Annotated in this window: 25 protein-coding genes and 1 tRNA gene; 15 read left to right on the top strand and 11 right to left on the bottom strand. The window is 38.0% G+C overall.

The window, feature by feature from the left end:
* Positions 1-65 precede the first annotated feature (65 nt).
* Complete coding sequence (gene rmf, locus OOA_RS09110) at positions 66-236, top strand: ribosome modulation factor (RefSeq protein ID WP_008911858.1); 171 nt, start codon at positions 66-68, stop codon at positions 234-236.
* Positions 237-415: 179 nt separating this feature from the next.
* On the opposite strand, the gene fabA is transcribed toward rmf, so the two are convergent.
* The 3 genes from fabA to OOA_RS20035 all read right to left on the bottom strand — a co-directional run bounded on the left by fabA (position 416) and on the right by OOA_RS20035 (position 3112).
* Positions 416-934 carry a bifunctional 3-hydroxydecanoyl-ACP dehydratase/trans-2-decenoyl-ACP isomerase gene (gene fabA / locus OOA_RS09105; protein ID WP_008911857.1) on the bottom strand — a complete coding sequence of 173 codons (519 nt, stop codon included), beginning with the start codon at positions 932-934 and terminating at the stop codon, positions 416-418.
* An 84-nt stretch (positions 935-1018) separates the two neighbouring features.
* Positions 1019-2755 (bottom strand): AAA family ATPase, encoded by a 1737-nt coding sequence (locus OOA_RS09100; protein ID WP_008911856.1) that lies wholly within the window; start codon positions 2753-2755, stop codon positions 1019-1021.
* Positions 2756-2935: 180 nt separating this feature from the next.
* The gene (locus OOA_RS20035; protein WP_008911855.1) at positions 2936-3112 is read right to left on the bottom strand and encodes a GhoT/OrtT family toxin; all 177 of its coding nucleotides are present in this window, start codon (positions 3110-3112) and stop codon (positions 2936-2938) included.
* A 163-nt stretch (positions 3113-3275) separates the two neighbouring features.
* Between OOA_RS20035 and matP the strand changes: the two genes are divergently transcribed.
* Complete coding sequence (gene matP / locus OOA_RS09095; protein WP_008911854.1) at positions 3276-3740, top strand: macrodomain Ter protein MatP; 465 nt, start codon at positions 3276-3278, stop codon at positions 3738-3740.
* Positions 3741-4030: 290 nt separating this feature from the next.
* Here matP and ompA read toward each other — a convergent pair whose 3' ends face one another.
* Both ompA and sulA read right to left on the bottom strand, forming a co-directional pair.
* Positions 4031-5104, bottom strand: a complete 1074-nt coding sequence (gene ompA / locus OOA_RS09090) for a porin OmpA (protein WP_008911853.1) — start codon at positions 5102-5104, stop codon at positions 4031-4033.
* 355 nt (positions 5105-5459) lie between these two features.
* A complete protein-coding gene (gene sulA, locus OOA_RS09085; RefSeq protein WP_008911852.1) occupies positions 5460-5981 on the bottom strand; it encodes an SOS-induced cell division inhibitor SulA in 522 nt (173 codons plus the stop codon).
* A gap of 232 nt (positions 5982-6213) precedes the next feature.
* Here sulA and OOA_RS09080 point away from each other — a divergent pair, with 232 nt between their 5' ends.
* Positions 6214-6816 (top strand): TfoX/Sxy family DNA transformation protein, encoded by a 603-nt coding sequence (locus OOA_RS09080; protein WP_236611180.1) that lies wholly within the window; start codon positions 6214-6216, stop codon positions 6814-6816.
* A 500-nt stretch (positions 6817-7316) separates the two neighbouring features.
* Here the strand turns inward: OOA_RS09080 and yccS are convergent, their stop codons facing one another.
* Entirely contained in the window at positions 7317-9485 is a 2169-nt protein-coding gene (yccS, locus tag OOA_RS09075; RefSeq protein ID WP_008911850.1) for a YccS family putative transporter, read from the bottom strand.
* 122 nt (positions 9486-9607) lie between these two features.
* Here yccS and helD point away from each other — a divergent pair, with 122 nt between their 5' ends.
* Complete coding sequence (gene helD, locus OOA_RS09070; protein ID WP_008911849.1) at positions 9608-11662, top strand: DNA helicase IV; 2055 nt, start codon at positions 9608-9610, stop codon at positions 11660-11662.
* 41 nt (positions 11663-11703) lie between these two features.
* Here the strand turns inward: helD and OOA_RS09065 are convergent, their stop codons facing one another.
* Positions 11704-12162, bottom strand: a complete 459-nt coding sequence (locus tag OOA_RS09065) for a methylglyoxal synthase (RefSeq protein WP_008911848.1) — start codon at positions 12160-12162, stop codon at positions 11704-11706.
* A gap of 115 nt (positions 12163-12277) precedes the next feature.
* Between OOA_RS09065 and OOA_RS09060 the strand changes: the two genes are divergently transcribed.
* Positions 12278-12691 (top strand): CoA-binding protein, encoded by a 414-nt coding sequence (locus OOA_RS09060; protein WP_008911847.1) that lies wholly within the window; start codon positions 12278-12280, stop codon positions 12689-12691.
* Positions 12692-12764: 73 nt separating this feature from the next.
* Here the strand turns inward: OOA_RS09060 and hspQ are convergent, their stop codons facing one another.
* Positions 12765-13085 (bottom strand): heat shock protein HspQ, encoded by a 321-nt coding sequence (hspQ, locus tag OOA_RS09055; protein ID WP_201764577.1) that lies wholly within the window; start codon positions 13083-13085, stop codon positions 12765-12767.
* Between the two features lie 234 nt (positions 13086-13319).
* On the opposite strand from hspQ, the gene OOA_RS09050 reads away from it, so the two are divergent.
* Complete coding sequence (locus tag OOA_RS09050) at positions 13320-13601, top strand: acylphosphatase (protein ID WP_008911845.1); 282 nt, start codon at positions 13320-13322, stop codon at positions 13599-13601.
* A 57-nt stretch (positions 13602-13658) separates the two neighbouring features.
* Here OOA_RS09050 and tusE read toward each other — a convergent pair whose 3' ends face one another.
* Positions 13659-13988 (bottom strand): sulfurtransferase TusE, encoded by a 330-nt coding sequence (gene tusE / locus OOA_RS09045; protein ID WP_008911844.1) that lies wholly within the window; start codon positions 13986-13988, stop codon positions 13659-13661.
* A gap of 182 nt (positions 13989-14170) precedes the next feature.
* Here tusE and OOA_RS09040 point away from each other — a divergent pair.
* A tRNA-Ser gene (locus OOA_RS09040) sits at positions 14171-14258 on the top strand.
* A 968-nt stretch (positions 14259-15226) separates the two neighbouring features.
* Here OOA_RS09040 and OOA_RS09035 read toward each other — a convergent pair.
* The gene (locus OOA_RS09035; RefSeq protein ID WP_008911842.1) at positions 15227-15601 is read right to left on the bottom strand and encodes a hypothetical protein; all 375 of its coding nucleotides are present in this window, start codon (positions 15599-15601) and stop codon (positions 15227-15229) included.
* 261 nt (positions 15602-15862) lie between these two features.
* Positions 15863-16504 carry a glutathione S-transferase family protein gene (locus tag OOA_RS09030; RefSeq protein ID WP_008911841.1) on the bottom strand — a complete coding sequence of 214 codons (642 nt, stop codon included), beginning with the start codon at positions 16502-16504 and terminating at the stop codon, positions 15863-15865.
* Between the two features lie 855 nt (positions 16505-17359).
* Between OOA_RS09030 and OOA_RS09025 the strand changes: the two genes are divergently transcribed.
* The 8 genes from OOA_RS09025 (at position 17360) to OOA_RS08990 (ending at position 22623) form a co-directional block, all read left to right on the top strand.
* Complete coding sequence (locus tag OOA_RS09025) at positions 17360-17716, top strand: helix-turn-helix domain-containing protein (RefSeq protein WP_008911840.1); 357 nt, start codon at positions 17360-17362, stop codon at positions 17714-17716.
* Between the two features lie 221 nt (positions 17717-17937).
* Complete coding sequence (locus OOA_RS09020) at positions 17938-18462, top strand: fimbrial protein (RefSeq protein WP_008911839.1); 525 nt, start codon at positions 17938-17940, stop codon at positions 18460-18462.
* Positions 18463-18534: 72 nt separating this feature from the next.
* Positions 18535-19263 (top strand): fimbrial biogenesis chaperone, encoded by a 729-nt coding sequence (locus tag OOA_RS09015; RefSeq protein ID WP_008911838.1) that lies wholly within the window; start codon positions 18535-18537, stop codon positions 19261-19263.
* Positions 19247-19825 (top strand): fimbrial protein, encoded by a 579-nt coding sequence (locus tag OOA_RS09010; protein ID WP_008911837.1) that lies wholly within the window; start codon positions 19247-19249, stop codon positions 19823-19825. Before OOA_RS09015 ends, OOA_RS09010 begins: the two co-directional genes overlap by 17 nt.
* Before the next feature lie 15 nt (positions 19826-19840).
* A complete protein-coding gene (locus OOA_RS09005) occupies positions 19841-20434 on the top strand; it encodes a fimbrial protein (protein WP_008911836.1) in 594 nt (197 codons plus the stop codon).
* A 13-nt stretch (positions 20435-20447) separates the two neighbouring features.
* The gene (locus OOA_RS09000; protein ID WP_008911835.1) at positions 20448-21032 is read left to right on the top strand and encodes a fimbrial protein; all 585 of its coding nucleotides are present in this window, start codon (positions 20448-20450) and stop codon (positions 21030-21032) included.
* 18 nt (positions 21033-21050) lie between these two features.
* Entirely contained in the window at positions 21051-21782 is a 732-nt protein-coding gene (locus OOA_RS08995; protein WP_008911834.1) for a fimbrial biogenesis chaperone, read from the top strand.
* A 22-nt stretch (positions 21783-21804) separates the two neighbouring features.
* Positions 21805-22623 (top strand): fimbrial biogenesis chaperone, encoded by an 819-nt coding sequence (locus OOA_RS08990; protein WP_008911833.1) that lies wholly within the window; start codon positions 21805-21807, stop codon positions 22621-22623.
* Positions 22624-22703: the final 80 nt, after the last annotated feature.

The following is a 22703-nucleotide window of genomic DNA, read 5'->3' as shown; positions in this document are numbered from 1 at the left end:
ATAGTGTACCCGAATCAGATTCGGTACTGTTTTCTTTTCCATTTAAATGATGAGGGAAGTAAGGCATGAAAAGACAGAAGAGAGACCGTTTAGAAAGAGCTTTATCAAGAGGTTACCAAGCAGGAATCGCAGGGCGTTCAAAAGAGCTATGTCCTTATCAGGCTGTAGATGCACGATCGCATTGGCTAGGAGGTTGGCGGCAAGCCATGGACGATAGGGTGATTCTCTCTGCTTAATCGCAGATCCAATCATAACTTATAGATTAGAGAACTCGAGTAAACGGTTTTTTAATTCCATTTAAATAAATAATTTTAAACCTCCGCTATTGCGGAGGTTTTGGCATTAATAATCTATAATTGTCATACTTCAAGATGACGTTGGTTTTATAGTAGATAGCTTAGGTCTACTTATAAAATTAAAATACGCTAGTATCTTTGAATAAACCAACTTTGAGGTCGTTAGCGACGTAAATTACTTTACCATCAACTAATACTTCACCATCTGCAAGGCCCATAATCAATTTACGGTTAATGACTCGTTTAAAATTGATACGGTAAGTGACTTTTTTGGCTGTTGGTAGAATTTGACCAGTAAATTTCACTTCGCCAACACCAAGTGCACGGCCTTTACCTTCGCCACCAAGCCAACCAAGATAAAAACCGACTAATTGCCACATTGCATCAAGCCCTAAACAGCCTGGCATCACCGGGTCATTAACGAAATGGCAGCCAAAGAACCATAGGTCTGGATTGATATCCAATTCAGCTTCGACATAGCCTTTATTAAAGGTGCCACCATCTTCAGTCATTGTGATGATGCGATCCATCATCAACATGTTGCCAGAGGGTAATGGCGGACCATTTTCCCCAAATAACTCGCCTCTTCCAGAAGCTTCTAAATCAACTTTTGTGTAGGATCCGCGTTTATCAACCATGTTCTTCTGATAGCCTTAATTATGTGTAAGAACACAGGATAGCTTACACTTGTACGCTGAACAACTCCGATCTGATAATTTTCCTCAACCAAACCATTTTTGGAACCAAGGGAATTTTGGTTTTTCCGGCGAGTTAGCTTGGTTTATTCGTTCCTGAATTAAAGCTAACAGGTGTACATTATCATCTTCAACTTGCTGCTCAAAATAAGGTTGCTGCGTTAGTAAAGTAATAGCTTGAGCGACATGCTCAACAGGCCAAATGTGGAATTGGCCCTCTTTAACTGAGTCCAATACTGCGTTATTGACACTGAGATGCCGGACGTTAGACATTGGGATAATCACACCTTGATTACCTGTTAGCCCCCGTTTAGCACAAATATCATAAAAGCCTTCGATTTTTTCATTTACACCACCAATTGGTTGTACAAAACCAAATTGGTCAACAGCACCTGTTACCGCAATTTGCTGATCGATAGGCTGTAGGGCCAATGCACTGATAAGAACGCACAGTTCAGCCAATGAAGCACTATCTCCATCAACTTCACCGTAAGACTGTTCAAAAACAATCGAGGCTGAAAATGGCTGTGGTTGATCCAATTTCAATTCATAATTTAAATAAGCTTGCATGATCATCATACCTTTAGCATGAATATTTCCGCCTAGCTCAGCTTTGCGTTCAACATCAATGAATTCACCGTCACCTAAATGGACAACACAAGTGATACGTGATGGCTCCCCAAGCGCTTCTGGATGACCAGGATATTGCAAAACAGATAAACCATTAATTTGGCCGATAACGTCGCCTTCTGTTTTGATAAACACTTGTTCTTGCAGAATATCGTCTTGAGTTCGCTCAGAAAGGAAACTATGCCGCCATAAGCGGTTTTCGATAGCTTCATTAAACGCTTCGTGACCAATGGTATTACTAGATTGATAATGGGATGCATCAACCAACCTACGCGTTAACCACAAGGTATCTAGCGGTAAATTAAATTTATCTTCACAAAAACGGGTTGCTTGCGTGATAAATGTTGGCCAACCATCAGGTGCAATTTCTGGCAATTGGTTTGCAACGATAATAGATTTGATATAACGCATCCATAACGTTAATTGCTCTTCGTTATCAAAGAACATAACAGGCTCATATTCGCCATAAATTGCATTATCAAACAGACTGGCATGATTGTATTCAAACTCTTCAAGCTCAAGCCGGTCTCCAACAATAATCAATTTAACGTCAAGAGGTTGTGGTTCAATCTCAATCTGAAGGGGGTGGCTATCCGAAAATGGTAGCCATTCAAGCTGGCGACGCGAAATCATATGTTGCAACCGTTGACACATCAAAGGTTGAGAAACCAGAGCAGAGGCAGATATAATTAGGACACCACCATTGATATGATGTAGTAATCCCGGCACTAAACGCATTGATGGAGTGATATAACCAAATAGTTGTTCTGGTTCAATCCAATGACGATAAGCGATGTTAGTTTGAGTTGAAAAGCGGCTATTTATTCCTGCTCGCCATTCAAAAGCGTCTTTATTTTCAGAAAGCTGATAATCACCATTAATTGGCGTGCATTTGCTCAGTAAAGGACGAATAGAATCTGCAAATGCCTGTAGATAGCTCTCATTTTCATCGGACTTAATAAACATAAAAGGAGTCCGAGCATTTTCGTTGATAAAACGCTCTATACTATCAAACAACCTAGGCTGGATCTCAGGTAGAATGGTAGGGGATAGGGTATCTGAAGAGATAAAATTTGCCTGATAAGGTGTTAAGTCAGGCGTTAGGCCTTGCCATGTTAGTTCTTGACTGATCACTATAATTTTTCTGCTATTAATATGATTATAAGTAAAATGCCTGTTGGTGAGCCGGCGCGTATGTCTGAATCCTGTTTGGATATTTTACATTATTTTCAGGTCAGTTTATTACCCAATGGGCAAGGTTGCTATATTAACGTTTGATCGCCAATCTTGCAGCAATAATTGTCGTATTATCGGTTAGAATAGAGAAAATAAGAGTACAACTGGGAAGCTCATCGGCCATGTTAATCCTATAAGTAGCGCACTGAGTAATCGCATTAAAATATCAGGGTCTTTCGTTACGAGTAGTGTTATAAGAGCAGAACATACGCCTCCAATCCCGTATACGAGGAGTATGCATTCAAATGTAGACATGTTAATTTATTAAATTGTTAACAGTTAGACGTGGATTGTACACTAATTTGTGCCTAGTTGTTATCTACTTTGTGAATGATAGGTTGACAATTATTCGTTGATTGCACATTTTCTTCTAAAATTGCTAATATAAAATCAAATTCGATTTTCATCAGGAAAATATATGAAATATCAGCAGCTTGAAAATCTTGAGTGTGGCTGGAAATGGGATTATCTGGTTAAAAAATCCAGAGGCGGAGAACTGATCACTCGTTATATAGAAAGGAGTGCGGAAGAAGAAGCTGTTGCTTTGTTGTTGCGGATGGAAAATTCTCCAACTGAAGTTTTAAAGTGGATTTCTCTTCATATGAATCCACAGTTAGATAATCGTATGAAGCAAAGTATTCGAGCAAGGCGCAAGCGACACTTTAATGCGGAGCATCCCCACACAAGGAAAAAATCGATAGATCTTGATTTCTCTGTTTGGCAACGTTTGTCTAATCTTGCGGTAAATAGGAATAAAACATTATCGGAAACGATTATTCAATTGATCGAAGATGCAGAACATAAAGATAAATATGAGAACCAAATGAGTTCCTTAAAACATGATTTGCAAGCTATTTTAGGAAGCAGCAATACTCAAAAATAAATTTAGATGATCTTTAGATGATCTTTAGATGATCTATAGTGATCGCTTCTTCTTCGATAAAGGGGCTCACCTTTAGTTATTTACTTCTTCCCATGATGGGACTTCAATTTATAATCCAATTTTTTATATTGTTGTTATTTTAAAGCGATTTAAAAATGATAAAGGAAGTACTCTGCATTTGAAATAATAACAATATCTTTCAGGAATGTAATAAGTAAATTAATAAGTAAAAAAAACCCCATAAAATGGGGTTTTTTTATTCTATACGAAATTCAAACGAGGGCTAGTAATTAAGCGCCTGGTTGAGTAACAACTTCAGTTGTACCTTGAATTTCGATTTCAACGCGACGGTCTGGTGCTAAACACTCGATCAGAGCTGCACGGCCTTTAACATCGTCACATTTGTTGCCAGTTACTGGATCTTCTTTACCACGACCTTCAGCAGCGATTGCGCTTGCTGGAACGCCTTTAGATACCAAGTAATCAACTACAGACTGAGCACGTTTTTGTGACAGTGGTAGGTTGTAGTTTTGTGAACCGATACGGTCTGTGAAACCAACTACCAGTACGCGACCTTGAGTTGGGTCGATGCTGCTCAGTTCAGTATACAGTTCGTTCAGCGCTTGCTGACCTTCTGGTTTCAGAGTTGCTTTGTTGAAGTTAAACAGAACGTCTGAACGTAAAGTGAAACGTTTGTTTTCAACAACTGGAGCTGGAGCAACAACTGGAGCTGGCTCAACAACTGGAGCTACTTCTTGGTTGAAGCGGTATGCCAGACCAACACTCAGCATGCCGTTATCTGGACGTACGCCTAAGTTGTCTTTATCACCGATGTTGCTAACCCATTGGTAATCTAAACGAGTTGCCCAGTTTGGAGTGATAGCATATTCAACACCCAGTGCGTATACAGGAGAAACGCCAGTGTCGTTTTCTTTGATTTTACCTAAGTTGTCATTGTGTGCTTTGACATCTGTACGCCAAACCATACCACCTAAACGAGTATAGACATCTAAGTCATCCATGATTGGATAGCTTAATTTGGTAGTCAGAGAAACACCCATAGATTTCAGGTCGCCGCTGTTGCCAGCGCCTTTGTATTTCATTTTACCAAACCAGTCATAACCAAGCTCGAAGCCCATGTATTCGTTGTATTGGTAACCAGCGTATGCACCAGCACCTAACGTATCACGGTCAGTACTGTTACCTACAGAAGTACCATTATCAAAAGGAGTGAATTTGGTATCTTCATAGTGAGACCAACCCAGTTTAGCACCGGTATACCAAGTATTGTCTTTTGGAGCTGCTTGCGCGACAGTTGCGAAAGCTGCTACTGCCACTGCTACTGCGATAGCTGTCTTTTTCATTTTTTACGCCTCGTTATCATCCAATATAGGCATGGCTTCAAAGAGCCTTATTATTCGCCCTTGGTTTAAAATATGTGCTAGGTTTCACTGACATTATCTACAAAAATTTATAAAAAGTAAAAAATAATGTCATAACCTTAACAAGCTAAAGTCTACAACGAACTTGGAAAGATACAAGTAGAGCAAGCAAAAATCGTTATAAAAAAGCTTTTTTTGGCGGATAAATCAGAGAGATAAATACAATTCACCATGAAATTGATTATTATCTATCCCATTGATCTTAATTATTTTTCTGATGTTTTTTACACCTAATATATCCAAATGTCAAATTTACTAAGAATATTCTTAATCTTAGCTAGTGATAATGTTTAGAGTGAATTTTTAGATTGTTTTGCTGTCCAGAATGGGTGTTTACAATATTATGTGTTTTTTGAGGGCGCATAATGAAGCCAATAGAATGACCTTCTTGTGCCGCACAGTGCAATCGAACGAAATCTTGCTCATCTAATGCCGGAAGCCAACCTAAAACCACACTGTAGTTACCACTTCTCAATGCCTTTTCCATAGCATCAATAGTTGTAATTGACGTCATGTGGTTCAATTGCATGACTTTATTGGCAGGTATTCCTGACTGTTCTAACCAATCTCGGCTTAATTTTTGATTTGGGCTTAGCCACAGCAGCCAACGCGATTGCACACCAAATTGACGTAGCATCGGTAGTAGGATGCAGTCCGTTATTGGATGCTTTTCATCGTAAACAAGTTCACTAACCATACCGTGCTGAATAGGATCATTGGTATGCGGAATTGAAGCTCTTGTTTGCACATAATGGTTAAGAGAATGTTCAGTTGTCTTGTTCCGAGAATAGATAGCCATAGTTCACCTCGCCAATAAGCTGTATGAATATACAGTAACTGTATATTTATCCAATATCAAGATTATTTTTACAAAGCGCTTCGCAACTTTATCGTTTATCTCTGTAATATTCTTGGCGTTTTTGAAGGATGCTCTCAAAATGTATACCTTCTAATTGTTTGTAAAATCAGGAAATTTATAGTTTCACTCACAAGGATTGATGTAGATGAATACCCATAAGGAGTTTGGGAGTATGTCTTTAACTGAAAAAAATTATCTTCATTTAGAGCAGTTGCTAGGAAAAGTCGGCGAACTTAGAAAGAAAAACTATTTTGGTGGGGATTGTTTAATTATCGATAACGTTATCATCGGACTCATATTAGATGATCTTTTATATTTACGCGGCTGCCTTTTTGCAAGAAGTTACTTTGAATCTATAGAATTGAATCGTTTAGTCTTTAGAAAAAAAGGAATTCCATTAGAGCTACGCTACTATTTTATTTCTAAACAAATTTGGAAAAATGAAGAGCTACTAGCACATTGCATTAATTTAGCTTATAGATCGGCAGTTGAGGAACGAAATCAAAAACAATTAGTTGTCATACGGATAAAAGATTTACCGAATATGAACATGTCTGTTGAGAGAGCATTAGGCAAAATTGGTATTCATAAAGTAGAAGATTTGCGAGAAATAGGAGCAAAAGCGTGCTTTTTAAAATTAAAACAGTATGGAAAGCACGCCCCCAGTATCAAACTATTGATTGGTCTAGCTGGTGCGATAGAGGGATATCACAGTGCGGTTTTACCTTCAAAAATGAAGCAGGATTTAATTAACTGGTACAACAGCGTAGGCTAATTTTATTTATAACCAAAATACTTTTAATTACGTTTAGGCAATAAACAAAGCTAGGTTAAACGGATGTAGAAACTTAAGTGATAAGGTGTATTAGGCTTGGTTTTCTCATTGATTATAAACGGCTGACAATTTTAAGACTCACGGTTATAGGTTTAAACAAACTAGCTAAGTGGGTGAATCATTCTATTATTAAATAGAGTTTTGGCGCCCGCTCATCAGTTTGTTTTATCGGCTATATCTATGGGCTATTGATCTTTTTTACTTATTTTTCAGTTCGATTGACTGAAATACCAATAATTGAATCATGAGATATATTGAGATGATTAAAAATCAGCGAATAGAGTGTTCTATGGGAGCAATTAAAAGCAATTTTTCATTTTATTGAGTGGCTCTTTACCTAGTCGATTAAGAAGTGAACCACGAGTTGTGCTTTTTCACCTTAAAAAAAGGTTTTAAATTCGAATGAAAATTGACCTTCAAAGGTTAATTAGACCGCCAAATTATTTAGAGGCAGTCACAATAGGTATATTCATTTCTTTTATCATAGCGTTAATATCTGGTGTTAATTCCAATAATAATTTTGTTTGTTCCAAAATTAAGACTGTTTTTTCATCGTCAGTTGTCGAGATGCTATCAATACGTCTCATTATGCTTTCGCGAAGTCGTTCTGATTTTTCTTCTGTATTATGAGAATCAAGCGCCTTAGTTTGAAGTGAGGTTTCTACATAACAGATGGCATCACTTAAAATATTGAGGTTATCCTCATTTTGCATTTGCTCTCGGTGAGCTCCTAATGCTGAAATGTAGCTAAGTAATGTATGATTCAAGCACAGCAGTTTGAAAGCTAGTTCTTGCGTGACTTTATAAGACTTGGGGTCTGAAGCCATATTTGAAACAATAGATGCAAATTCGGCATCATTTTTATGAGCATCACGCCGTGCAATTCTGTATTCGAGGCTATTATCTTTACCTTGGTAATATTGTTGCAAAATGGCATCTAGATAGCGGCAATTACTGTCCATTGTTTTTTGTATAACCAGTGGCAATTGCCGAAACTTCCAATCAGGCCAAATAAAGCTAACCGCAAGGAAAGCGATGAAACACCCGATTAAGGTGTCAATTACCCTAGGTAGAGCGACCTCAAATCCATCACCTAAAAGATTAAAACAAAAGAGCACAAGTAGGGTAATAAAGAGCGTTGCTTGCGCATACTGGCTACTACGGAAAACGAAAAATAGAAGTCCCGAAATAACAATTAAGATGAGTTGCCCTTCCATTGAAGGAACAAAATTCAATAGCGGTAACCCAACGAGGATCCCAATAATAGTTCCTACAATACGCAAAGCTAAACGTCGCTTAGTCGCACTGTAGTTAGGTTGGCAAACAAATAAGCTTGTCAGTAAAATCCAATATCCTCTTTCTAAATCAAATAATTGGATGATAAGGTATCCGGTACAAAGTAGAATTGACATTCTTATCGCATGGCGAAACAGAGCTGAGTTTGGTGTTAGATGGTGTTTAAAGCGAGCAATAATATCGCTGAAACCTGACAGTGACTCATCTGAAAGCTGCTCAATTTGTTTATTACTTTGCTGTCGAGAGCTTTGTTCAAGGCTTAATCCCCTAAGTTGAGCATCAATCCCCTTCAAATTTTTAAGTAAATTATGCAGTGCTTTTATTTCATGAATAGTAGGATATTGCTGTTTAAGTAATTGCAGTGAGTTTTCAAGGTAAGCGAAAGTACCGTCGAAGCGAGGATTATGTTGGTATTGTTTGTGCCATAAAACAGACTGTGCAACCTGCTGACAGGCTCTTGCTTGCATAGTAAGTAATCGTTGAAAGCGAAACAAAATATCACTATGGCGAAGAATGCGGCTTAATTGCTGGTATTGAATATGGGATGAACTTACACGCTCATGAATATCTTGAGCAACAAAATAATATTGCAAGGCAGTACGGGTGCCTTTTTGCCCTCTATCACCTTTAAGGCGGCTCAGTAGCGCAATTTTGGTTTGATGCATGGTACTGACTAGGGAACTATTTACTAATGCTAAATCATAGATAGACTGTTGATAGCCATCTTCAAGATCAGGGTCGAATAAATTTGCTTTAGCATCGAGGTAGGCTGCTAATTGTTGGTAACATTGAGTAATCGCATCTTGCAGTGGCCTAACTGGGAATAAAATATGGCCTATTAAGGTTAAAATGTTATACCAAATTGCTCCAATGAGTAATAAAGCGGGTTGCTGATACCAAGTATCAAAAATAGGAACGCCCAGCATGGTATAGATTGCTATAAGCAAAGCACCAAATGCAATTGTGGCATAACGCTGCCCTAATGCACCTAAAAGAATAAATCCACAGGTCGAGATTGCGAGTCCAAAAAAGAACAATATAGGATAAGGAAAGAGTAACTCAATCGAAACTGAGGCTATAAAAAAGCTGAGCAAGGTAATAACGAGGTTTTTTAATCTACCCGTTAATCTATCATCTAAATCTGTGAGCGCTGCGGCAACCACACCTAAAGTTAGGGGAATTGTTACCTTAGGGTCTTGGCCTAATAGCCAAGGAATTAAGGTCGTCCCTGTCAGGGCGATTAAGATTCGGATATAATATAAAGCATGGCTGTTATATAAAACACGACGATAACTGGTAAGCAGCGTTAGCACAAAGTACCTCAAAGGCAAGAATCCTTAATATATATAGGATAGCTTGTTTATAAGTAATAAAAAACCGTCTGAAATCAAGCAGCCATCATTTTCATTATTGTTCAACTCAGGTGCAGGATTGTATGGAACTGAAATCAACACAGATTGGGCAGCGCCTGGCTCAGCATCCCTATAATCGGGTTCGCTTATTAAATGCAGGCATTGAGGTTGGTGGTGAAAAACATGAATATCTCATTCCCTTTAATCAATTAATTGATATTCGTTGCAAAAGAGGGATCGTGTGGGGGGAGTTAGAATTCGAATTAGCTGATGAGCAAGTTGTACGTTTGCATGGAACTGAATGGAAGCAAACTCAGCGTTTTTATCATTATCTAAGTGAAAAGTGGCAACAATGGAGTACTGAAATGAGTGAGATCAGTGCTGAAGTACTTATTTCACTTGCTAAGACTATTCAGCAACAAACCCAAGTAGATGTTTGGTGCAGTTTGCGAGAACTATCGATTTTTCGAAAAAATATCACGCAACAGTTTTCTTCGCTTCCCTTACCTTTAGCTCGTGTTAGCCAATTTGAAAACTGTGCAGCACCTTATCATTATTGTCTGCAATGGTTGAATGAAGGTGAACGGTGTCGTCAGCGTTCAAATGAACAGTGGTGTGAATCGATATTATCACGATATAGCGATTTTTTTCAAAATATAGAATCGTCGCCGCTTAATCATAGCCAGTCACTCTCAGTCATCAATGGCGAAGATAATGTCTTAGTGCTGGCTGGTGCAGGGAGTGGGAAAACATCTGTATTGGTTGCTAGAGCAGGTTGGTTGCTTTTAAGAAACTTAGCTAAAGCCGATCAAATTTTATTATTAGCCTTTGGTCGCAAAGCTGCCGAAGAGATGAATGAACGCATTCAAGAGCGTTTACATCAAGAAGATATTAAAGCTAAAACATTTCACTCATTAGCTTTACATATTATTCGTGAGGGGAGCAATAAATCACCAATCATTAGTGAATTAGAAACAGGTACGGAAAAGCGTCAGGAATTATTACTAAAGGAATGGCGTGATCAATGTAGTAGTAAAAAAGCACAAGCAAAAGGTTGGCGAGAATGGTTAGCTGACGAACTACTCTGGGATGTACCAGAAGGTGAATTTTGGCATGATAAAAAAATTAGCAAAAAAATAGTTAGTCGCCTCGAACGTTGGTTAAGCCTGATGCGTATGCATGGTGGAAGTCAAAAAGAGATGATAGAAACTACTGATGAATCTGTTAAAGACCTCTTCCAAAAACGTATTCGCCTAATGTCCCCATTATTAAAGGCATGGAAAACTGCGTTAAAAAATGAAGGAGCTATCGATTTTTCAGGATTAATTCATCAGGCTATCAATCTTTTAGAAAAAGGACGTTTTATTAGCCCTTGGAAGCATATTTTAGTTGATGAATTCCAAGATATCTCGCCATTGAGAGCAAAGCTGTTACAGGCTTTACGCCAACAAAATAAACAGACCGCGCTCTTTGCTGTTGGTGATGACTGGCAAGCGATTTACCGCTTTAGCGGGGCTGAACTCGATTTGACTACATCTTTTGAACAGAATTTTGGTTTAGGTGCATTATGTGCTTTAGATACAACTTATCGGTTCAACGAACGTATTGGTAATATTGCGAATCGTTTTGTTATGCAAAACCCCGCTCAGTTGGATAAACCATTAAATAGCTTGATGAAAGGCAATAAAAAATCGGTCATATTGCTTTATGAAAATGCATTAGAGCTACTTTTAGATAAAATGAGCGGCTACGTAACTGAAAATGAAACCATCTTATTATTAGCTCGTTACCATTATTTACGGCCTGAAATTTTAAATAAAGCAAAAACGCGTTGGCCAAAGCTGAACATTGAATTTATGACTATTCATGCTTCAAAAGGGAAGCAAGCTGATCATGTGGTTATTTGTGGGCTAAATAGTGGTAAAGATGGTTTTCCTGCGGTAGCGAGGGAGTCAGTCATGGAACAGGTGCTACTTCCTAAACATGAAGAGTTTGAACATGCGGAAGAGCGGCGTTTACTATATGTAGCAATGACTCGTGCAAAACAACAAGTATGGTTGCTATATAACCCTGATGAACCTTCTGATTTTGTTGATATATTAAAACAACTAGGTGTCCCTAAACAGAAAAAACCATAATAAATAGGTGTGCTTGGAGTGTATCCAACACACCTGAAAATTTAGTTTGTGCGCTTTTGGAGGTATTGGTGATAGTCAGGAATAACGATATCTATCTCACCAGCAAAATAAGGCGAAGTAATAATAAAGTCCGCTGTTGCAGGGTTAGTCGCTACAGGGATATTCCAAACCGTCGCTAAGCGTAATAATGCCTTAACATCGGGATCATGAGGAACGGCATTTAATGGGTCCCAGAAAAAAATCATAGCATCAATTTTTTGTTCAGCAATCATAGCACCAATTTGTTGGTCACCGCCCATTGGGCCGCTGAGCATACCAGTAACGTTAAGTCCTGTATGTTGGCTGATCAGTTTAGCGGTGGTTCCTGTCCCAAATAATTTATGTGATTTAAGTTGCTCGTTATTTTTTGTTACCCATGCTAATAAAGAAGACTTACAGTGGTCATGGGCAACGAGTGCTATGTTTTTAGACGCTGTTATTGTACGAGTAGTTGATTCCATGATGTTCCCTTAAAAGTAGTGTGACATGTCACGCTAGGAATAATTGAGTATCGCATGCGACACAAGATATATCATATAGTGGGTTAATAGTTTACTGATTTTGGGAGATATTTTGATGGCGAGTCAAGAAATTGTAGAAATATTACGTAGTGTTAATACCATCGCATTAGTTGGGGCGAGTGATAAAAAAAATAGGCCTAGTTATGAAGTGATGGAGTACCTTTTAGAGCAAGGATACACAGTAATACCTGTTAGCCCTAAATTAGCAGGACAAACACTCTTAGGACAAAAAGTTTACGCCAAACTTAGCGATATTCAGCAACCGATTGATATGGTGGATGTCTTTCGTAATGCTGAAGCGGCTGTTGGTGTTGCGGAAGAAGCAGCAGCAATTAATGCGAAAGTATTATGGTTGCAAAAAGAAGTTATTAGTGAAGAAGCTAAGCAGATTGCTCTTGCTGCCGGTATGAAATTTGTCATGGATAAGTGCCCGAAACAAGAAATTCCAGCACTTGGTTTAGAAAAGTAATCACGTAATAAAGCAGTAAAGCAGTGATGAAACTGCTTTACTGTTGATAGAATGACAAAATTGTTATTAACAATTAGTTACGCAGGCGAGGTGCCTGTAATTGTGAGCGTATAGATTCTGCCAACTCATCCATAGAGGACTGTTCAGGATGGTCACCAACGATTTCATAGGTAATTTGAGCTTCAGCTAAATATGTATGAATCGCTTCACCGTCGTCATCTTCCATAACTACATGATACCAAGGTAGATCACGTAATGTACTGTTCGATGCGATATCATCATCATGTGGTTGTTCGAGAGAGTACTCGGCATCAACATCAACGACAACGCCGAGGTAGCCGAGTAGTTTATGTCTAACTTGTTGCCCGATCCCGTATTTACTGGTGATCATCATAGCCACCTCCTAAAAAGCCTTGCTTATGCTATAACTTTATATTTGGGCAGTGTTCCGCGTTTTCAAGCCAATATATGGACAATTATTCATAACGCAATACACTGTTTTATATGTAACATGAAAAGCAGTGCCTCAATCTCAGATTATCTGTTCAATGAATAAAATACAACAGTAATAAATGGCATATTAATAAATGGTATATTAATAAATAGTGTATTGATAATGGGGGCTAAAATGACAACAGCAACGGGTCGTTTATTTTATATCTATGGGCGCGTACAGGGCGTTGGTTTTCGCTATCAAACCTATCATTGGGCCAACCAAAACGGTATAAAAGGGCATGTGCATAACCGTGAAGATGGTAGTGTGGCATTAGCTATTTATGGATCAAATCAAGATATTAGTTTTGTAGAAGATTGGTTAAACGCTGGTGGTCCCCCAGGTGCAAAAATTGATCATTATTTTAGTGAAAATTGGCAAACTGAGAAAATAGCGGATTTTTCTGTCCGCTATTAATAACATATCCAATACCTGTAAGCCTATGTCTTTCGAGGAACTGAAGATATTAATCAATTAAATACATTTGACTGGTTTTGGCAGACCTGCAAGTTTAGTTGCTTGCTTTGCTGGACCTTTGGGAAATAGTCGATATAGGTAGCGGCTATTTCCTTTCTCTTCCCCAAATTGCTGAGAAACTGCTTTTACTAGCATGCGGATTGCGGGGGATGTATTAAATTCCAAATAGAAAGCACGAACAAAGCGAATAATTTCTAGATGCTCTTCTGTCAGTGTAATATTTTCTTGCTCTGCGAGAAGAGGTATAAGAGCTTCGCTCCATTGTTGGCTATTAATAAGGTAGCCTTGAGAATCAGTCTCAATTTCTTGACCGTTAAAAAGCAACATACGAATTTCAACCTAAACAAAAATAGAGTGTAAATCTAACAAATAATAGGCAATAACCCAAGTAGACTATCAAAAATGTTGATAATTTAGCCCATCAACACACTAAGCGCCTATTTTTGAAGCAATTGATCAAATAAGGGGTTTACATCGAATGCACAGATGTTTATAGTGCTCGTCATTGCGGAGGGGTGGCCGAGCGGCTGAAGGCAGCGGTCTTGAAAACCGCCGATGGGAAACCATCCGAGAGTTCGAATCTCTCCTCCTCCGCCATCTTAACTTCTAGTAGTGTCTTCCAAAGTCTTCCAATCCCAAGTAAATCAAGCATTCTAACTAAATCCCATTATTCCAACGTCTACTAACGTCTATTGAAAACTACCCCCTTTAGGTGAAGTGGACAACAGTACCTACCTACCAATGGATGAAGCCAGTACCGAAGCGATAGATTATAGCTGTTCAAAATAATGAAATGCTCTCATTAGTTCAGTTTCATTCTTTGGTTTATTCAAATCGACGTTTGTAGAGTTTTGAATAAGAGCAAACAATTCTATTCTGGTTATACCTAACTTAGATGCGACATGGTTAGCGCAGCTTCTTGCATTTGAAGCCCTTTGGTTTAAGGGTAATTCTGGATTAAGCACTCTTGCCCTAGAACTATAGTGTGACATAAATTAATCCCAATAAATTTAATATTAGTTATTATAATATCAAGAGGTTTTGAAATTGGAGGCTCGTTACTGGCCAGCAATACTCTAATAATAGTGATGGGATAAATGTAACTACTCCAGTACCCACCAACAGTACCCACAGGACAACTTTGTCCTCTGAGTATTAATCCCACAATGCAAATAAACAGTCTGATTAAATATCCATGAGTCACCGTGACGCAAATATGTGTTGCCAATTAAATCAATAAGTTATGTATTCTGAGCATAAATAACCGAATCTAAAATAACGGTCCTAATACGAATGCGATTGAACATCAAGATCACAACAAGGAATTACGGCAAGGTTACTATAAGGTCTCAGGCAGTCAATTTGACCGTTAGTAATGAAAACAATGTGTTGACACCTATTGCCATTAGTCACTGATACGATGATCAATTATCACTACTCTGGTATTGTGACAGGATTGAGCGTTATCAAGTAGTTATAAACCTGTATTGTACGGTAATTAAATATAATTAATAGCTTCTAGCTACATGCGAGATAACCCCGTATGTAGTCCACTGTAAACTATCTTATTGTGTATTATCTATTTCATTAATTTTCTTTAAAACACGAGTAATTACGTTATTGGCGTATTCCATTGAGCTAAGGTAGATAATATTATTTTTATCAAATCCAGTTCTGTTAAATTGAAATCTTAGACTAGGAGTGCAAATAAGTAGTTTTGCATTTTGAGAAATTAATTTTTCTATATCTGACTCTGTATTATCAGGGTAAACTTCCCAATCTAAGTTTATTTTGTTTATCTCATTTTGTAAGGTTGATATATAGTTATCAACTGTATTTCCATCGAGAAGGTGAGTGATAAAGCTAGAGCCGCTAACCCATGGAAACGCTGTTCTTCCAAGTGTAGGGCTTCGGCTATAAATTAAATAAATTTTTTTCATTTCTATTCGTTGTTCCCGAGCAAAATCTGAATTGTTCAGTAAGTAAAAACTAGCATATTTTGTAATATTAGCAATTCAGATGTCATATCGTCATAACATCCAAGAAATAACTGATGGTACGTAATTTTTTTGATCTGAATATTTGATGCTATCAAAAAAGGTCGTATACAAAATTGTTGCTATAAGAGCAAATTGCTCATAGCGAAAAGAGTGAGTAGAGAAAATAAATTTTATGTTTTTCGGTTTCTAGGTATTTTCAATTTATGCACGTAGCTCATCATAAGAAATCATGACATGTTCTTGAAATGCAGGGCGTTTCATTAAACGTGAATAATATTCGTATAATCTTGGAAGTTCTTTGCGTTCAATATCGATATTGTAGTAGCGATACAGAACATGACCAAATTGAATATCAGCAAGTGTGAATTCATTACCGGCTAAAAATTGATATTTTTTAAAACGCTCTTCAGCAATTTCTAATTTTTTTTCAAATAAGTTCACTGAAGAGTTGATTGCCTCAATATCTCTACTCTTTATTGGTGTTCGAACAACACGCCAGAAGATTGGAGCTGTGAATGCTAACGCGATATTCAGTTTTGACCACTCTGACCATCGTTCTATATTCGCTCTTCTGTACTCATCATTATTTGACCAAAAAGTATCATTTGCGTATTTGTTTGCTAAATATCTTAAGATCGCGCCAGTCTCCCATAACGGCTCACTATTGCCATCTTGAAGAACTGGAACAGTACGATTCGGATTTAAGTGATAAAACTCATCAGTATCAGTCCCACCATATTTATGTCCGATATCATATCGTTGATAAGGCAACCCAAGCTCACCTATACACCACATCAATGCTTGAACATTTGATGATGTCCTTCTTCCCCAAATAGTTAGCATAAAACCGCCATAAACTAGAATGAAATGTTTATTGCCGATTATATTTCCCATTCCATGATTTATACAGTAAGTAATCAAAGCGTTCTAATGGCATTTGGAATTATAAAGGTCATTAGAAATTTATTTTATTGTAGGGATTGCGAGTTATATCTTTGTAAGAAATCGAAGCGAATAAGGTGACTTGATTCATAACGCCTCCGTGTATCAAAAATTTGATATATGTCATGGAAATACTGAATTATTCAGTGTATGTAAATAAGGATAATATATCGAAAAAGGCACTAACCTTACACTAATTTACTGTGGTGTCTCATCATTTCTTCTCAGTAATGCAGTGTAAGTGCTCCAAAAATAATAGTCATTTAAAGATTTACTTACTAGCGGAGACTAATAATTTCTATCTGTAACAAAATTAATGGATTAGGTTAATTACATTAACTAATTGATTTTGTTGTGTATTTAATTAAAGGAAGTGAAGATAACTAAACCAAATTGTTATATAACGCTCTTAAAATGGATTTTAAATATTAAAAAGTATTAATTGTAGTTGATTGGTCTAAATAACTACTCCTTTATTGAGTTAATTAGTGTTAATCACCATCTAAAGAAGATAGCGCACTAAGTGACATTTTTTTATCAGTATGTTCTATAAAAGTTTTTTTTGTGAAATAACATATTAAATGTGTAACAATTGTATTTAAAGACAAAATCACCATTTTTACGCGCTATTGCTTTTCTTTTCGATGTGATTAGACTTTTAAATCTCAGCAATACAACGGTTTGATTATTTTGTGATATTTATTGAATCTCTCGAATTTACGACTGTTGATGGGATATTTGATTTAGGTGTTGAAAATGAACAAAAAAAATTATGAGCTATTGCTTAATAGTTTTTCTCTTTCAGTTGGAGCAGAAATAGCGCGTTTGCGTCGAGATAAAGGGTTATCGGGTGAGCAGTTAGGAAATTTGATTGGTGTTTCACAGCAGCAGATTTCACGATATGAGTGTGGTATCTGCCAGATTACGACAATGACATTATGTGTATTGCTTCGGCATTTGGAAGTATCTTTAGAACATTTTTTTTATCGAGTCGCGGTTGGAATTGAAAAAGAAAAACCATCACTATATGCAGAGTTTGAATGTTTATTTGAAAAAGATAGTGATACTTTATCATTGGCAATAAAACAGGAAACTTATACACGCTTTGAATAAGTTAAAATAATATTCATTTTCATAAAGTAAATATTGTGATTAACGATTTAATTTTATCTTTTAAATTACATTTAAATTATATTAATTTGTGAGTTTATGACTGCACTTATTTCTATTCTATGCAGCGATAAGCTTATATTTTTATTATTAAGCGATTATTTAAGTAATTCAGTTGTGAATTATTTAGGGTTTTTTATTTTATATTTAATAGGAATAACAAAATGACATTTAAAAAAGTAGCTTTAACAGTAGCATTATTAGCAGGCGTTTCAGGGATGAGCTTAAATGCAAATGCTGATGCATCAGCAGAAGTGACTCTGCAAGGTATTATCACTAATACAACGTGCGATGTAACAGTTAACGGCGGTAAATCAGTTCTGAATGTGGGTGTATTTAAAGCAAGCCAATTCGAAGCTAATACAAAATTGGGTTCAGTTAATATGCCAGTGACTTTGACTAATTGTTCTGAAATTGAATCGGGTGACTTAATTATTCAAGGTATGACATCTACTAAAAACAATGATCAAAATATCTTTGTTAGTAATGATGCGAATACTGTGGGCTTTATGGTAGCGGCAGATAACGATACTACTATTTTAAAAAACGGCCAAGGTGCTGAGATTAAGATAGAAGAAGATCAAACAAGTGCAGAATACAATTTTAAAGTTGGTATGGCATCAACCACTGATCTTCCAAAAGCAGGTTCTTACACTGCACCGATTTTAGTTGCTTATATTGTTAACTAATTCATTGCGTTAGCGTTATTCAGTAGGGAGTATTTCCCTGCTGAATTAATACCTTTAATTGGAATATTATCCATGAGTATTTATCACGCAATGTGTGCGGGATTAGCGAGTTTGTGGTTTTTCTCAGTAAGTGCTTTAGCCGGAATATCGCTAGATGGCACGCGAATTGTTTTTTCAGAATCGAATGCCACGCAAGGTCAATCGATTGGCGTAACAAGTAATTTGCAATCGACCACTCCGTATTTAGTCAAAGCACAGGTATTAGGCGATGTGCAAGGAACGCAAACTCAAACACCTTTTTCGGTCACTCCTTCATTATTTCGACTTGAACCAGGTTCAACAAATCAATTGCGGATATTGAAAACGGGTGAGCAAACATTACCGAGAGATAAAGAGTCGGTATTTTATTTACGAGTAATGGCTCTACCGGCGGGACAAAATGGCAACGACGCATCTAAAACGGAATTAGGTGGTGCTATTACAGTATCGACCGGGAGTGTCATTAAGTTATTTTATCGCCCATCAGGGTTATCAATGACACAACAGCACGCAATGGAATCTTTGCAGTTTTCTCGGAAAGGCACTGTTTTGCGTATCACAAACCCAAGTCCCTACTTTGTGACGCTATCTTCAGTAACTGTAGGCGGAAAGGCGATTCCTATGAGTGTTCGTGAACAAAATACCATGATAGCGCCCTTTGGTGAAATGAACTATTCCGATGTGAATACGATGGGCAAGGTGACGTGGCAAGCAATTAACGATTTTGGTGGAAAGGATATTTTTTATGGCTTCGTTCAATAAATCAGAAACTCTAAGTATTTTTCTAATGATGGGTTCTCTACTGGCTAGCATGTCAGCACTCGCTGCGCCAGCCTCTGTTGAATTTACTGCCAATATCGCCTATGAAGGCGCATGTGATATTGATGTTAATCCAGTAGTTTTTAATAACGGTGAACCGATTTTGCCAAGTCAAATTGAAGCAAAAGATCCGGTAACGAAACAGCCTTTTGATTTGACCTTGTCCGGATGTAAAGGCGTTGGCCTTACCCCAAAAATTACTGTTTTAGGCTCTTCAAATACAGATTTAGGCGAAGCTTTATTTTTAGATGCAGTCGATTCTACTGCGGTGGGATACGGGATTCTATTGGAAACAAATGGCAATACCACATTTCAAGAGAACCTTAATTTAGCTGCCAATAAAGACATTATCGCCGTTGAGGATTGGGATAAATACACAAAACTTGACAGCATTAACGGCAAATTACCTATGATGGCGACACTGACTTGTGGTGATTGCTCTGTAGAAGAACGTATTGGTGGTGAGCTTAAAGCGAACGTTACGTTTAATTTTAAATATGAATAATTAACGAGGCTAGCGATGAAGTTACTGACCCCTGTTTCACAGCGTTTAGGACTTTTCGCATTCGTTCTTGCTACTAATGTCTGTGCATTAGCGGCAAATCAGGATGCAACGCTCTCTATTAATGCACTGATTTCTGATAAAGCAGGATTGGGGTGTGAGATGACGTTACCTGAAAGTGTATTACAGTTTACGCCATTACAGGCCAATAAACTTACGGGCACGATTCAGACCTACCAAATCAAACCATTAATAGTGAAATTGTCGTGTGTGGATGAAACTGAAGCCCTAAAACCTACATTAACACTGCAAGGAAGAACACCTTATGCGGGTGATACTCAGCAGGCGGTGTTTTTAGATGAAACACCTAATGGTGTAGGTTTTATGGTACGTCAATCACTAGATGATCAACCGATTGCTCTAGCTGATTTTTATCGTCCCGATGAAGCGATCGGTAATGAGGGGAAAGGGCAATCGTTAACCGTATTAAATAACGACAATCAATATCAAACCGAAACACGACTGTGGGTTGGTGTTGTTGGTCCGTTACAACCAGAGATTATTCCTGGTCATTTTCATGCTTCGTTGACTCTCAATGTTGCATTCCAATAGAGAGGGAGAAGATATGAGCATGAAACGATTAACACTGATTTTTGCCGGATTTCTAGGGGGGGGGCTGTGTGGTGTTGTGACGACTGCCTCAGCGGGTAGCGCAAGTAGCTCTTTTAATTTTACGGCTACATTTGTAGGTGGAAGTTGCGCAATCAATGTACGGGAAAATATTCAATTTAATGGCGGCGATTTGTTACTTAGCACCGAAATTGAGGAACAGGCTGTCGCAGCAACAGAGACGTTTGATCTCACCTTATCAAAATGCGCTGGTTGGGGATTAACTCCCTCAATTAAAGTCAGTGGAAAAACAACCACTAGTTTTGGTCCTGCTCTTTTTCGCGATGCATTAGGGGAGAGAGACTCAAATGGATATGGCATTTTATTAACAACAGCGGGTAATGCCTCTTTTGATTTAAACAATAATTTAGCAGCGAATGGTGTCATACCCGCGAAGAATTGGTCAACTAGCAATCAACTGAGCTCGATTGAAACAACACTCCCCATGGTGGCGACATTAACGTGTGGTGATTGTAATTACGCTGGACGCCAAGGCGGTGAGTTTAAGGCAACGGTAACATTTGATTTTGTATACGAGTAACAAGAGTGAGAAATTATAATGATAAAACGTAATTCTATTGTATTGCCTATGTTACTCGCATGGGGCGTTATTTTTCTGACAGCAGTAAGTCAAGCTGAGGGTGGACTCAGTTTAAGTCAAACGCGGGTTGTATTTGATGGTAAGGCAAAAAGTGCCAAAGTGACATTGAATAACCAAAGTGACCGTGTGTATTTGGTGAATAGTCGAGTATTAGCGACACCAGATGGAAGTGCGAAACAAACTGAAGCCTTACCGTTTATAGTGACTCCACCCCTATTTCGTTTAGAAAAACAGAGCCGTAATACGATACTTATCTCACGTAACGATACCTCAGTACTACCAGCTGGCCGTGAATCGATATTTTACCTGAGTTTTTTAGCCATCCCGTCAGTGAAAAAAAACGGGGAAGCGGAAGATGGAATGACCACTCAGGTGTCATTTGGGATCCGCACCGTGATTAAATTGTTTTATCGCCCAAGTGGGCTTGAGATGCCAGTTTCAGCTGCCCCCGAAAAATTAACCTTTGTGCAGCAAGGCTCTCAATTAAAGGTGACCAATCCGACACCTTATTATTTGACATTAGCTCAATTGCAGCTTGATGGCCAGCCTGTAAATGTTCGTGAGCAAGGTGCGATGATTTCACCATTTTCGAGTCAATCATACCAAGTAAAAGGGCCTGCGAATGAGATTAATTGGTCAGTGATTAACGATTATGGCGGCCTTAGCGAGACTTTTCATTGGACTCGCTAAGTCAAGAATAGGAATTCGATGAATGGCATTACATAAAATAGTTTTTGTGTTGATAGTGGCACTGTTTACGGGCGGTATCCATGCTGTGCATGCGGCAACTCCCAATGATAGTGAGGGAATTGTATTGGAAAGCACGCGGGTGATTTATCCGAGTAAAGCTAAGAATGGTATTACGTTCACGGTGACGAATCGCACTTCTCAGGTCTATTTATTGCAGTCTCGGGTATTGCCTTGGGTGTCATCTTCTTCAATCACAATAAAAAGCGGGTCACTCAAGCAAGAGCCACAAATAGAAATAGATAGTGAGAAAAGTATAGACGTCGCTTTGACGCCATTTATTGTGTTGCCGCCATTAACACGTTTTGCTCCAGAAGATGAGATGACATTGCGAATTCGACTGACCCAAAACACCTTACCTAATGATCGAGAGTCGATATTTATGCTGGCATTAAAGGCAATTCCAGGGCAATCGATGCCTGAAGCTGCGGCAGAAAATACGGGGACGAAGATGGTATTAGCATTACAAAATAACCTTAAGTTGTTTTACCGCCCTGAAGGCGTTGTGAAAATGGATAGTGAAGAGCGTGCAAAGCAACTGCAATTTTATCGCAAGGGTAATCAGCTAACCATTAATAATCCAACACCTTATTACATCACACTTAGTGAGGTGAGTATTGCTTCTATACCTATTTCATTAGAAGAGCGAAGAATGTTAGCACCATTTTCAAGTGAAAATTACACATTAACGGCTTCTACAGGCAATCAGGTGAGTTGGCAGATCATCGATGATGGTGGACGAAAAACGCCTGAACAAACAAAGCGACTGGATAACACGTTGTAGTGTTGAGAAATGTATTTTTCCGCTGGAACATCCTTTGGTGATCTCTAGCGTACAGATTGATTAATTGAGATTGATGTATG

It is taken from the genome of Providencia burhodogranariea DSM 19968, from assembly GCF_000314855.2.
Taxonomy (GTDB): Bacteria; Pseudomonadota; Gammaproteobacteria; order Enterobacterales; family Enterobacteriaceae; genus Providencia; species Providencia burhodogranariea.
Note: the sequence above shows the minus strand (reverse complement) of the source record. Positions and strands in the feature narration are given on the sequence as shown.